8 protein-coding genes are annotated in these 13,278 nt (G+C 63.8%); 2 read left to right on the top strand and 6 right to left on the bottom strand.

Going from position 1 to position 13,278, the window contains the following annotated elements:
- The 6 genes from QZ307_RS03705 to QZ307_RS03680 all read right to left on the bottom strand — a co-directional run.
- The coding region (locus QZ307_RS03705) for a YgiQ family radical SAM protein (RefSeq protein ID WP_295996043.1) at positions 1-1,846 on the bottom strand (1,846 nt) is incomplete at its 3' end.
- 238 nt (positions 1,847-2,084) lie between these two features.
- Positions 2,085-3,404 (bottom strand): trigger factor, encoded by a 1,320-nt coding sequence (locus tag QZ307_RS03700; RefSeq protein ID WP_295996040.1) that lies wholly within the window; start codon positions 3,402-3,404, stop codon positions 2,085-2,087.
- A 147-nt stretch (positions 3,405-3,551) separates the two neighbouring features.
- Positions 3,552-6,824: an FtsX-like permease family protein gene (locus tag QZ307_RS03695; protein WP_295996035.1), complete on the bottom strand. Its 3,273-nt coding sequence runs from the start codon at positions 6,822-6,824 to the stop codon at positions 3,552-3,554.
- 48 nt (positions 6,825-6,872) lie between these two features.
- The gene (locus tag QZ307_RS03690; protein ID WP_295996033.1) at positions 6,873-7,574 is read right to left on the bottom strand and encodes an ABC transporter ATP-binding protein; all 702 of its coding nucleotides are present in this window, start codon (positions 7,572-7,574) and stop codon (positions 6,873-6,875) included.
- Between the two features lie 105 nt (positions 7,575-7,679).
- The gene (locus tag QZ307_RS03685) at positions 7,680-8,957 is read right to left on the bottom strand and encodes a hypothetical protein (protein ID WP_295996030.1); all 1,278 of its coding nucleotides are present in this window, start codon (positions 8,955-8,957) and stop codon (positions 7,680-7,682) included.
- A 219-nt stretch (positions 8,958-9,176) separates the two neighbouring features.
- Positions 9,177-11,111 (bottom strand): subtype A tannase, encoded by a 1,935-nt coding sequence (locus tag QZ307_RS03680; protein WP_295996028.1) that lies wholly within the window; start codon positions 11,109-11,111, stop codon positions 9,177-9,179.
- 359 nt (positions 11,112-11,470) lie between these two features.
- On the opposite strand from QZ307_RS03680, the gene QZ307_RS03675 reads away from it, so the two are divergent.
- Positions 11,471-12,295: a protein-ADP-ribose hydrolase gene (locus tag QZ307_RS03675; protein WP_295996027.1), complete on the top strand. Its 825-nt coding sequence runs from the start codon at positions 11,471-11,473 to the stop codon at positions 12,293-12,295.
- Positions 12,296-12,358: 63 nt separating this feature from the next.
- A complete protein-coding gene (locus tag QZ307_RS03670; protein ID WP_295996024.1) occupies positions 12,359-13,258 on the top strand; it encodes a Sir2 silent information regulator family NAD-dependent deacetylase in 900 nt (299 codons plus the stop codon).
- The last annotated feature ends 20 nt before the right edge of the window (positions 13,259-13,278 follow it).

The raw sequence follows: 13,278 nt of genomic DNA, 5'->3' as shown, positions 1-13,278 counted from the left end.
GCTTGGGGCGGATGAGGGCTTTCTCGTCCCAGCCGATGAGGTCGGTGCGGCCGGCCTTCACCAGGGCCTCGCGCACCAAGTCGTAGTTGGCGGGGTTGCGGTACTGGATGAGAGCGCGCTGCAGGGCCTTCTCGTGGGGCGTGCGCGGCACGTAGATTTCCTCCATAGTAAGCGGGTCGAGGCCCGTGTAGTACATGCAGGTGGACACCGTTGAAGGTGTGGGGTAGAAATCCTGCACCTGCTCGGGGTTGAAGCCCATGTCGCGCACGTACTCGGCCAGCTCCACCGCTTCTTTCAGCGTGCTGCCTGGGTGCGACGACATAAGGTAGGGCACCACGTACTGCTTCTTGCCCACTTCGCGGTTGATATCCTCGAAGGCCTGGCAGAAGCGATCGTACACCGCCCGCGGGGGCTTGCCCATGGCGGCCAGCACGGGGTCGGACACGTGCTCGGGAGCCACGCGCAGCTGGCCGGACACATGGTGCTCCGTCAGCTCGCGCAGGAAGGTCTGCTTGGGGTCCGGATCGGCCAGCACGTAGTCGAAGCGGATGCCGCTGCGCACGAACACCTTCTTCACGCCGGGCAGCTTCCGCAGCTTGCGCAGTAATCCCACGTAGTCGCGATGGTCGGCGCGCAGAGCCTTGCAGGGGCTGGTGCCCAGGCAGCGCTTGTCGGTGCACGCGCCGGCCTTCAGCTGCTTGGCGCAAGCCGGAGCACGGAAGTTCGCCGTGGGGCCGCCCACGTCGCTGATGTAGCCCTTGAAGTCGGGGTCCTCGATCATGAGCCGCGCCTCGTCCAGCAATGATTCCTGGGATCGCGCCGTGACAATGCGCCCCTGATGGAACGTGAGCGCGCAGAACGAGCACTCGCCGAAGCACCCGCGGCAGCTGGTGAGGCTGAACTTCACCTCGGCCAACGCGGGCACGCCGCCGGCGGCATCATAGGAAGGGTGCCAGGTGCGTGCGTAGGGCAAGCGGTAGACCGCGTCCATTTCAGCGGTGGTTAAGGGCAGCGCCGGCGGGTTCTGCACCACGTACACATCGTGGGGATAAGCCTCTACCAGGCGCTTGCCCGTAATGGGGTCGCTCGCGCGGTACTGCTCGGCAAAACTCTCGGCGAAGGCGCGCTTGCTGGAAGACACCTCGTCCCAAGACGGCAACATAACGTAGTCCACCACATGCTCCAGCGAACGGGTCTTGTACACCGTGCCGGGAATGAACGTCAGGTCGGACACCGCCAAGCCCGCGTTCAGCGCGTCGGCAATCTCCACGATGGAGCGCTCCCCCATGCCGTAGGACACCAGGTCGGCACCGGAGTCCATCAGGATGGAGCGCTTGAGGGAGTCGGACCAGTAATCGTAGTGCGCCAAGCGCCGCAGGCTCGCCTCGATGCCGCCCAGGATAATGGGCGTCTTCTTGAAAGTGCGGCGAATGAGGTTGGAGTACACCACGGCGGCGTGGTTCGGGCGCTTGCCGCCCTCGCCGCCCGGCGTGTAGGCGTCCTCGTGGCGGCGCTTCTTGTTCACCGTGTAGTGGTTCACCATGGAATCCATGTTGCCGGCCGACACCAGAAAGCCCAGGCGCGGCTCGCCGAACACGGCCACGGAAGCCGGATCGTTCCAATCGGGCTGGGCGATGATGCCCACCTTGTAGCCATGGGACTCCAGCACCCGCGTGATGATGGCCGGCCCGAAGGAGGGGTGGTCCACGTAGGCGTCGCCCGACACGTAGACAAAGTCAAGTTGGCCCCACCCGCGCGCGTCCGCCTCGGCCCGCGTGGTGGGCAGAAACGCCGAAAGCGGCGCGGCAGAGGCGCCGGCCTTCCGCGCGGCATTAGCCGCCCTCACAACACTGCCTTTCTTTGGAGAGCTCGTCGCTTTCGGGGCAGCGGCGCCCTTCGCGACAGGGTTCTTCGCTCCCGACCGATGAGACTTCGTCGAAGATTTCTTGGAGGGCTTCGTCACAGGAAGACGCCTTTCCGGGGTCGAGGCCCCTGCAAAGAAGGGCGGCCCGCAGCCGCCCTTCGGTTCATCGTGCTTAGCTGGGAACGGATCGGCAACGCCGACCGCCCCAAAACGCTATCGGCTACTCGGCTGCCGGGGCGGGAGCCTCCGGCTCCTGCTCGGTGATAACGGCCTTCTCCACCACAAAGCGCAGGGCCTTGTTACGCTCGGCTGTCTCGCGCAGGGCGAAGCCGCGGCCGGCGGCCTCCAGCTGCTGGCGCAGGTAGCTGGGATTGCCCTGGGGATTCATGGCCAGGCAGGCCGCGTCCAGATCGGCATCGGTAAGGGTCATGCGCTCGTGGCGGTACACCGCGTCGAGGCAGAAGCCCTGGACGAGCACCTCGCGGGTCTGCATCATGAGCATCATGCCGAACTGCTGCTCGCCGCCGTTAGCCGCCACGAACTGCTGGAAGTCCATGCCCTGCTGCTGCAGCTCCATCTGCAGGTTCTGCATGAGCTGGTTGCGGGTGGCCTCGTAGATCTCGTCGGCAATGCGGCCCTCGAAGCGGCGCGCCAGCTGCGAGAGCACCATCTGCTGCACGTAGTTCTGATAGCCCTCGCGCTGCTGCGCCTCGAACACGCGGCGCATGTCGGCGCGCAGGGCCTCCACCGTCTCCATGCCGGGCAGGTTTGCCTTCACCCAGGCGTCGTCGATGACAGGTACGGCCTCCTTCTGCACTTCCTTCACGGTAACCTTGCAGTCGAGCTTCTGCATAACCTCTTCGCCGGCCTCGTTCAGCTGCGGGGCCTCGAAGGAGAACTCCTTGGTCTGGCCCGGCTCCATGCCGATGAGCTCCTTGTCGAAGCCCTCGGGCATGAACCCTTGGCTCATCACATAGGTGCGGCCCTCGGTGCACAGCGCCTTGATCTCCTGGCCGTCCTGGGAGATGGTCATGGCAATCTCGCAGGCGTCGCCCGCAGCCAGGGGCTTGGGATCGGCCGTCACGTAAGCGGTATAGCGATGGGCCAGCTCGTCGATCTGCTGGTCGATAACGGAATCGTCGAAGGCGAAGGGCTGCACCGTCACCTCGACGGGCTCGTAGGACTTCAGCTCGTAGGTAGGCTTGACGGTGACGTCCATGGTGAAGGCGAAGCGCTTGCCGCGCTCGAACTTCTGGGACGGCGTGGCCTTCGGCGGAAACGCCGGCACCAGGTTGCGTCGATCCAGCGCGCGCGGCACCAGCACCTCGATGGCATTGGCCTCGATGACCTTGTCCAGATCGGTGATGCCCAGGGCCTCTTTAACGCACTCGTCCACGGTCTTGCCGGGCTGCAGACGCACGCCCATGGACTGGGCAAAGGCCTCGCCGGCCTCGCGCAGGGCGTTGTTCACTTCCTGGGCGGTAGCTTCGCAGGAAAGGCGAATGATGCCGTCGGCGATCTTCTTCTCGGTTACTTGCATGGGTCAGGTTCTCCTCACAGGTTGAAGGGGGGGTGCGACGCACCCGATAGTTCGGGCGTTATTGTAGCAAAGCAAAGGGCTCCCCCGTCGCACAGCCAGGGAAGCCCATAATTGTCTTGCCGCTTAAAGGAGCGCGCTCTCGGCCGCCTATTCGTTGCTCTTTAGGCTCTCCACCATGTCGACGTGGGCCAGCTTCGGACGCATCACCAGGGTGACCAGCAAGGTGAACACCATGGTGAGGACGAAGGCCACCACAAAGCTGAGCCCGTGAATGGTGCGGCCGAACATAACCTGGTCCACCTCGGCCGTAGTGACCACGAAACCCTCGAGCACCACGCCGAGCACCAGACCCAGCAGCGCTCCCATGAGGGAGAGCAGGGCAATTTCCCGGAAGATGTAGGCGTCCACCTCGCGTGGCAAAAAGCCGAGCACCTTCAGGGTGGCAATTTCCCGCGCACGCTCGGTGATGTTGATGTTCGTCAGGTTGTACAGCACGATGAAGGCCAGCGCCGCCGCAGCCACCACCAGCACGATAACTACCATGTCCACCGAGCGCAGCATCTTCTTGTAGGAACTGATGACCTCTTCGTTGAAAGCCACTGTCTCCACGGCGCCCGTGTCGCGCAGCGCCTCGCTGAGCGCCTGCTGAGTCGACTCGTCCTCGGTGACCGAGGCGTAAACCGTCAGGTTGGCGCCGGCCTCTCCGAAGGTGCGCTCGTACACCGCCGGCGTCATAAAGGCGTAGTTCGCCACGTAGTTCTCTACCACCGCTGCCACGGGAGCCGTGTAGGTGGTGTCGGTAGCGTTACCCATGTCGTCCTGCTCGGCGAAACGCACCTTGTCGCCAGGCTTCACCCCCAACAGGCTCGCCAGCTTCTCGGTGAGCACCACGCCGCCGTCGGAAAGCGTCACCGGGCGCTGGGCGGACCGGGTGCGCAAGGTCCACAGCGAGGCAAAGGCGGCTGGGTCCTCGGGCGCCACAACCGTGGTCATCACCTCGGTGCCATCGGAGCCGAGGGCCATCATGGCGTCGACCGTGGCACGGGCCGTCTGGCGTACCGTCGTCTCGTCGGCCAGCAGCGCATCGGCCTTCTCGCGCTCGCCCGTGGTGGCGTCCTCATCGCCCGACACCACCACGTTGTAGTGCACCAACTGGCCGTACTGCACGTCGATGATGTCGTTGATGGAGTTTTGCAGCCCCAGACCCGTCAGCAGCAGCGCCGTGCAGCCGGCAATGCCGATAACGGTCATGACGAGGCGCTTCTTGTAGCGGAACAGATTGCGCAGCGTCACCTTCCACGAGAAGGAGAGGTGCCGCCACAGGGGCCGAATGCGCTCGAGCAGAATGCGCTTGCCGGCCTTCGGCGCCCGAGGCAGCATGAGCGCCGCCGGCGTCTCGCGCAGGGTGGCGGCCACCGCCGCCCAAGTGGCCACCAACGTGACGCCCACGCCCAGCCCCGTGGCCGCCAAGGCAAGGGGCCAGTTGACGGGCATGGCTCCGCGGGGCACGAAGTACACGATAGAGTACGCCTCCATGATGACCCACGGCAGCACTTGCGAGAGCACCGCAATGCCCACTACGCTGCCGAGAAGGGAGGCAGCCGCGGCGTAGACGAGGTACTTTGACGTGATGCGCCAGCGACCATAGCCAAGCGCCTTATAGGTGCCGATAAGGGCGCGCTCCTCATCCACCATGCGCGTCATGGTGGTGAGGGCCACCAGCGCCGCCACTAAGAAGAAGATGAACGGGAAGAACGAGGCGATGGAGTCGATGCGCTCGGCATCGGCCTCGAAACTGACCACGCCGCTGTTCTTCGTGCGGTCCATGATGAGCCACTCGGGCGCCTTGAGGTCGTCGATTTCATGCTGGGCGTCTTCGAGCTTTTTCTCGGCGCGCTCCAGCTCGTCGGCGGCCTTGGCGGCACTCTCGTCGTATTCTGCCTGGCCGTCCTCGTATTCGCCGCGTCCGCTGGCAAGATCCTCCTTGCCCTTCTCGTACTCGGCGCGGCCCTCATCGAGCTTCTTCTGACCGGTCTCAAGCTGCTTTTTGGCCGCATCGAGCTTCTTCTGGGCCGCGGCGAACTGCTTCTCGGCCGCCGCCCGCTGGGCCTTCAGTTCGGCCTTGGCCTCTTTGAGCTGGGCTTGCCCCTGCTCGACCTCGGCGATACCGGCCTCAACCTGGGATTTCTGCGCCTCCAGGGCGGTCTTTTGCTCGTCGGGAAGGCCCGGAGCCGCCAACGCTGCCTCCAGCTGCGCCAGGGAGCTCTGCAGCTCGGGCAAGCGCTCTGCGGCCTCGTCAACGCTCTTTTGGTTCTCGTCGATGGTCTCCTGAGCTTTTGCGAACTTCTCCTCCGCATCGGCCCGCTGCTTCTTGAGCTCGGCTACGCCCTCGTCGTAGTCCTTTTGGCCCTCGGCCAGCTTCTCCTCGTTCTCCGTCAGAGTTGCCTGGGCCTCCTCAAGCTCTTTCTTGCCGTCGGCAATGTCGGCCCGCGCGTCCTCGAGCTTCGCCTTCGCATCGGCTAGCTCCGCTTCGACCTTGGCCTTTTCCTTCTTGTACTCGGCACGCTTCTCGTCGAGCTCCTTTTGCGCCTCTTCCTGCAAGCTGGCGACGCGCGCCTGCTCGCGCTCGGGGGCGATGGCCTCGATGGCCGCCGTCACCTTGTCAATGCGCTGCTGATAGGCGTCGCTTGCGCTGTCAAGCTCGCGCGCGCCCTTCACCGCGACGAACGCCTCGGAAATGGGCACGTCGTCATCGAAGTCATCGGCGGGAATGTACATGAACTGCTCGATGGTGCCGGAGCCGATGGTGGTAGGCCCCATGGCCGTCGAGCTGACGTAGAGCGGCGAATGCACCTTGCCCACAATGGTGAACTCGGTGCGCTTGAGCGTGTCCTCCACCGCGGTGACGCCGGCGTCGACGGTTACCACATCACCGATGTCCGCCGGGGCGCTCATCACGCGATCGTTGAAGATGAGGCACTCCCCCGCCGATTCAGGCCACCGCCCCTCCACCAGCTCGAGGCGGTTGAGGTAGCTGCGGTCATCGGAAGCCACCGTGGCGGCATCGGCCTGATAGCTGGCCGCAGCTCCCTCGGGTAGCGAGTGCACGCGCATAACGTACTGCTCGTCGCCCAAAGTGGCCAGCACGTCGGTTTGGTAGGCGGGCATGACGGCGTAGACGCCGTCCACCTGGCGCAGGGCATTGATGTCCTCGTCGGTAAGTCCCATGGTGGACACCACGCGAATATCCATGAGGGCCGTGCCGTCGTAATAGGCATCGGCCGCCAAGTTCATGTCGGGCGCCGTCATGCGCAGGCCGGCATAAAAGCCCGCACCCAAGGCCACAATGGCGGCAATGGCAACGAAACGGCCCAGGGAATGGCGGATGGAGCGAACGATGTCCTTGTTAAAAGCGCTCATGGCCGCACCTCGCCTTCCCCGAACGCACCGCGCGGACGAAGACCGCCGCTACCATTCCAAAACCTCCGCGGACAGCGGATTCTCGTTCACCTCGACAGCGGCCACCGACCCCTCGCGCACATGAATGACCCGGTCGGCGATGGCGGTGAAGGCCGTGTTATGGGTGACGACGACGACCGTTTTGCCCGTCGATTTGCAGGTATCCTGCAGCAGCTTGAGGATGGCCTTGCCCGTCTGGTAGTCCAGCGCACCCGTGGGCTCGTCGCACAAAAGCAGCTTGGGGTTTTTCGCCAGCGCACGGGCAATAGCCACGCGCTGCTGCTCGCCGCCCGACAGCTGGCCGGGGAAATTCATCTTGCGATCGGCCAAGCCCACCGCATCGAGGGTGGCGTCGGCATCCAGGGGGTTCTTGCAAATCTGCGAGGCCAGCTCGACGTTCTCACGAGCCGTCAAGTTCTGCACCAGGTTGTAGAACTGGAAGACGAAGCCGATATCGTAGCGCCGATAGAGTGTCAGGCGCTTGGGGTCGTAGGAGCTGACGAAGCTGCCGTCGAGCATGATGGTGCCCGCCGTGCAGCGATCCATGCCGCCCAGCATATTGAGCAGCGTGGTTTTGCCGGCGCCGGAGGGGCCGACGATGACCACGAACTCGCCCCGTTCGATGGTGAAGTCCATGGCGCGCACGGCGGCCACCTCCACTTCGCCCATCTGATAGATTTTGCTTACGTCGTGAAATTCAACGAATGCCATGGCGCCTCCGCTCTGCCAACTTCTCGCTTTATCACACCATACACGAGAACGCGGGGCTTCGCGAGGGCGCGCACCGACCCTTCGCCGAAAGAGCGGCGGATACCGCTAATCCTCCAGGTACTCGCGCTGGCGCTTGCGGGCCAGCTGCAGGCCGCGGGCCACGAAGCCCTGGCCGTACTCCTCGCGAATCTTCCAGGCGTAGCGCGTATGGGGATCCTCGAACTTCTGGCGCTGGAAGGCCAGGCAGTCGTGAACCACGCTGCCGAAGTCGGCGTAGAACGTATCCATAGCGTCGATGATCTTCTTGCCAGCCTTTACCACCGAATGGGCGCTGCCGTCGGGCATGACGATCTTCACGGTTTTCAGATCGTAGTGGGCCGCGTTCTTGAAGTTCTGCACCGCCTGCACTTGATCCTTCGCCGAAAGCCGCGGGCCCTCGATGGAAGCGGCCCACACCAAGAACAGCTGGCTGAACAGCACATCGCGCTCATCCAGCCCGCTTTTCACCAACGGGTTCAGATCCACCATGCGCAGCTCGATGTGGCTGACGCCCTGGCTGAGCCCCTCCAGGCTGTAGGGACCGAAATTCTTGAGGCGGATGGGATAGTAGAGCTCGGAGGGATAGCGAATCATGCCGCGATCGATGTAGTCCTGGATGGAGGCCGCGTAGGCCGCGGGGCTCGAGTAATCGAGGATGGGTGCGAAGAAGTTCCAGTAGCCCAACTCCGAGCAGCGCACCGTGGCAAGGCCCTGGAACAAGTCGCCGCCGATCTTGCCCTTCTCCACGTAGGAGGAGTCCATGACCGGGCTGGCTGCCATGACGGCCGTGAGGATCCATCCGTAGGTGACGCAGTTCTCGGCAAGGCGCACGTAGAGCTCGTCGCGGTAGGCGTCGAAGTCGTCGCCGCCAGTGAGGGCGAAGTCGGCGCGCAGCAGTTCCTCCCCAAAGGAGTAGTTGATGTGAATGCCCGAGAAGGCCATCTTGTAGCGGCCGTAGCGATCGGACAGGTACTCGCGGTACTCCGTCTTGTCCGCCTGGTCACCGTAGTACTGGGCGATGGGGATGTCCTTCTCGTTCAGAATATAGGGCGGGTTCGAGAAGGGCCACACCAGTTCGTGGTACTGCGCCTCGGCCAAGGCACGCTGCACCTTCTCGTTGTAGTACTCCAGCGATTGCATGGCCTCGGCCACGGTGCCGCATACCGGTGTGTTCACCTCCACCTGGTTCTCGGAAAAGTCGCGAACGATGTGAACGTCGTCGGCGAAGTCAGCGGGCGTGTGGGCCAGAAAGCCGCCTCCGTCGATGCGCAGGCTTTCCTTCTCAAGCCCAAAGCCGCCTTCCAGCAGATGGGCACGAACCGATTCGTCGTGGGCGTGAAGCATAAGCGCCTCCCCTGAATGCGATGGCGAGGTCGAGCCCGCCAAACCTGATGATCGCGCTTAAGTTTACCAGTTGCGACTTCTTCGCGCGTCAACATCTTCGCATCGCCATCGTCTTGCAACAAAAGAGCCGCGATCAGCACGAAAGCGGCCCGGCTCTTCGAAGAGCCGGGCCGTCGAGACAGGCTGTTATACGAGCGGAGGAGAAAGGGTTCCTCGTCCTTACTGTACGCACTCCTTCACCCAGGCGATGAAGTTCTCGTCGGAGTCTCCCGTGCGCTCGGCCTTGACATGCCCCTGGCCCCACACGGTGGCGAAGTCGACATCGGCGCCGTCGTTCTCAAGGGCCAGCGCCAGGTTCACCTCGGTGGTGAGGGCCGTATCGCCCTGGTTGATGCCCGTGCGAATGCGCCAGAACTTGGCCACTTCGGAGGTATGGTACCCCTCGGAAGTAGAGGCCAGGTAATAGAGCGGGCTGTACATGTTCAGGCGGGTGTCCACCGACGTGCCCAGCGCGTCGGTGCGCGTCAAATCCTGGGCGTAGGCATCGGCATACTCGGTGCCCTCCAGCACCTTTGCCATGAGCGCGTCGAAGTGATCGCCCTCGCCGTCCCCGTCGCCGAACAGCACGTTCTCGCCCTGGGACTCATCGAGGGCATCGAAGGCTCCCAGGGTCTTCGAGGCGCGCTTGAGCGCCTTAGTGAAGTCGGCGATGCTGGTAATGGTGGCCGTGTTGGTTTTGGCGTCATAGGTTACCCAGGTGCCGTCGGCGTTCAGGGCGTCGATGTAATCCTGAGGCGTGTCGTAGGTGCCCGACAGGGTAATGCCCCCGGCGTTGTCCATGCGAGCGATGTTGTCCATGGCGGCGAAGTCCTCGCCCTCGGTGTCGCCGTTGCCATCAGTGGCGCCGGTGCCGCCCGTGCCATTCGGATCGCCACGGCCGTCGCGGGTCGGCTTCTCGCCGTCAATGGCTGGCAAATCGCCCTTGCCCTGGCCGTCCTTGCCACCCTGGCCGTCCTTACCACCCTGGCCGTTCGGGCCGCCGAAGTTCCCATCGCCATCGGGCCCGGGGAAGGCGCCGTCAGGGCCGTCGCCGTCGGGTCCGTTGCCGTCAAAGGTGCCGAAGCCGCCCTTGCCCTTCTCCTGCACCGTGTAGGGGAAGGTGGTGTCCGCCAGGAAGTTGTCGAGGGACTGCTCGATAACCTTCTTCAGATACTCGTAATAGCTGCCAGACTGATAGACGCCCTCGTCGGATTTCTCGAGGGTGAGCACGTTGCCGTTCTCGTCCTTCAGTCCCAGGGCGTTGAGCGAGAGCGCGAACTGCTCGGCCATGTCATCGGAAATGGCCTGGTCCTCGTCGGAGAGGTCCGTGCGCGTCGAGCCCAGATTCCACTCGTAGGCCTCGCTGGCCGTGTCGAGGCTGGTAACCGGGCACCAGCACATGGCGCCGTTGACAGCGTCGCTTACCCCCTCCACGGCCCCAATAGCCTGGAGGTACGGATCGTACAGGGCGCTGTTGCCCGAGGCGCCCAGCACCGCGCTCTGAGCGCCGCCGCCGCTCATGCCGAAGCTGAAGATGCGGTCCATGGCGCCCGGAAGTGTTCCCTCGTTGCTGCGCACATAGCGAATGGCCGCCTTCAGGTCGGTGACGCCGGCCGGAGCACCGGCCTCGCGACCGCGGCATCCGGCATAGACGTAGACGAAGCCCGCATCGGTGTAGGTTGCCGTGCTCTCCACGTAGTCGGTGGGAGCCGCCATGGCCATATAGCCGGGCGTTTCCACCGGCAGTACGATGGGAGCGGTGGCGGCGGTGAAGTCACCGACGGCGCCCGTCTCGTTCAGGGTGCAGGTGTAGGTGCCGTCCCCGTTGTCGGTAGCCTGGAAGTAGGCGGCCGGCACGAAAAGCCCCAGGGTTTCCGCAGAGGCATCGGCGGGGTTCTGGCAGTAGGCAATGCCCGTTTGCCAATACACGTTATGGTCGGCGTTGAAGTGCCAGGCGCTCATATCCACCTGGCTCCAAAGTGAGGCGGCATCCGCACTGGGCTGCTCGGCAGCCGGAGCAGCCTGATTGTCGACCGTGGTTGCCTGGCAGCCCACCAGGGCGCCACACGCCAGAGCGCACGCCAGGGCGCTGGCCGGCACAAGTCTCATTCTCATGGGAACCTGCTTTCTGAGAGGGGACCGACCGCCGCCTCCCAAGGAAGCGGAAGGGCCGAATCCGATCTTGTAATAGTTGATTTTACAAATTATCCTATGGTCGTTTGATTCACCCTGCCGGGGATATAGTTTTCAACAAATATCAGCAAAGCTGAAACCCGGCTGAAAGCTTCTCCTGGCGTGGGGAGGTGCCCCTTAAGAGCCGCCCGCAACAAGGTGCGCTCGATTCGTTGACGGTACGGCATCACATTTGTAATATCAACAATTACAAATTATTATGGGACTGGTAATTGAACGGACAGACCCATGCGCGACATGCGGCGCATCCGCCTCTCCCCTTCTCGCAAAGGAGGTTTCCCGTGAGATACGAACGAAAAATGGAGCTGGTACGCACCTTGGCAGGATATCTGGCCGACGAGGCGAAGAGCCATGGCGCTTGGACCCCGGCGGATATCACGCGCACGTTGAGCAACCCGAACGCCGACTTCGAATCATTGTGGCTGGCCTTCCGCGCCCTGGTCAACGTGCGTCCCCCGTGGCCGGCCGCGGCTGACTTCCTGGTGGCCCAGGACGAGCTTTTGGAGGGCCTCATCGAGGAAGCAGGCGTTGCCACCGTGGCCGACGCCGAGCGCAGCCCCCTGGACAGCCGCCTGCGGCTTTGGCGCGGCGACATCACCACGCTGGGCACGGACGCCATCGTGAACGCCGCCAACTCGGGCATGACCGGCTGCTGGCAGCCGCTGCACTACTGTATCGACAACGCCATCCACACCTACGCCGGCATTCAGCTGCGCGCCGAGATGCACAGTATCATGGAGGCCCAGGGCCACGAGGAGCCCACCGGGCACGCAAAGATCACCTCGGCCTACAACCTTCCCTCCAAGCACATCATCCATACCGTGGGACCCATCGCCAACGGCCGCCCCAACGATACGCACCGCCGCCAGCTGGCCCAAAGCTATCGCGCCTGCCTGGACACAGCCCATGCCCACGATTGCCTCTCGCTGGCCTTCTGCTGTATCTCCACCGGGGTGTTCGGCTTCCCTCAGGACGAGGCAGCCTCCATTGCCGTGAGCGTCGTACGCGACTGGTTCCAGGAGCACCCCCAATCATCGCTTATCGTCGTGTTCAACGTCTTCGGCGAAACCGACGAGATGCTCTACCGCCGCTTGCTCGAACTGTAAGGAACGGCTCGCTTCTGGAAAGCGAGCCGTTCTCCCCCTCCGCCCTTATGCGAAAGGATTCCCATGCTTCCCTTTTTCTCCACCCCGCCCTGCCCGCAAACCCCCGAAGAGCGCGAAGAGGCCCTGAAGCGCGCCCGCGCCGTCATGGCCGAGACCGACCGTGTGCTCATCGGCGCCGGCGCCGGACTGTCCACGGCCGCCGGCATCAACTACGGCGGCCAGCGCTTCCAAGAGACGTTCCCCTCGTTCATCAAGCGCTACGGCATGACGGATATGTACTCGGCAGGCTTCTACCCCTTCCCCACCGAGGAAGACCGCTGGGCCTACTGGGCGCACCACGCTACGGTGAACAACTTGGGGCTCGTCGCCCAGCCGCTTTACGAGGAGATCTACGAGTGGGCGCGCACCCGCGACTACTTCGTTATCACCACTAACGCCGATATGCAGTTCTTTAAGGCCGGCTTCGACCCGGAGCGCATCTTCGCCACCCAGGGCGATTACGCCCACATCCAGTGCATCACCGGCCAGCACGGCATCCGCGAGGACGCTGAGCTGTTCGCCCGCATCGAGGAGGACACCGACCATGGCAAGCGTACCCGCATCACCGACGCGAGCCTGGTACCCACCTGCGACGTGTGCGGGGCGCCGATGAACATGCATCTGCGCGTGGACGACTCCTTCGTGCAGACCGACGACTGGTACGCCGCCGAGAAGCGCTACCGGGAGTTCGTGTCGGAGATCCCCGAGAAGAAGACGCTTCTTCTAGAGCTGGGCGTGGGCTGGAACACCCCGGTGTGGATTCGCATGCCCTTCGAGCGCATCGCCAAGCAGACGGGAAGCCCGCTCATTCGCATGAACTACGACAGCGCTGAGGTGGACGGCTCTATCAAGAGCGGTATTGCCATCGAGGGCGACATTGCCCAGACCTTCCCCGTCATCAGCGGCGAGAAGCCGTTAGCCTAGCCAACCTAGCAAAAAAGAAG

The sequence above is a fragment of the uncultured Adlercreutzia sp. genome (assembly GCA_910585575.1).
Classification (GTDB): domain Bacteria; phylum Actinomycetota; class Coriobacteriia; order Coriobacteriales; family Eggerthellaceae; genus Adlercreutzia.
Note: the sequence above shows the minus strand (reverse complement) of the source record. Positions and strands in the feature narration are given on the sequence as shown.

Bases quoted from the DNA above. Each gene is read 5' to 3' on its own strand.
- QZ307_RS03680 (WP_295996028.1), bottom strand. From the start codon at position 11,111: ATGAGAATGAGACTTGTGCCGGCCAGCGCCCTGGCGTGCGCTCTGGCG.
- QZ307_RS03695 (WP_295996035.1), bottom strand. From the start codon at position 6,824: ATGAGCGCTTTTAACAAGGACATCGTTCGCTCCATCCGCCATTCCCTG.
- QZ307_RS03685 (WP_295996030.1), bottom strand. From the start codon at position 8,957: ATGCTTCACGCCCACGACGAATCGGTTCGTGCCCATCTGCTGGAAGGC.
- QZ307_RS03670 (WP_295996024.1), top strand. From the start codon at position 12,359: ATGCTTCCCTTTTTCTCCACCCCGCCCTGCCCGCAAACCCCCGAAGAG.
- QZ307_RS03700 (WP_295996040.1), bottom strand. From the start codon at position 3,404: ATGCAAGTAACCGAGAAGAAGATCGCCGACGGCATCATTCGCCTTTCC.
- QZ307_RS03690 (WP_295996033.1), bottom strand. From the start codon at position 7,574: ATGGCATTCGTTGAATTTCACGACGTAAGCAAAATCTATCAGATGGGC.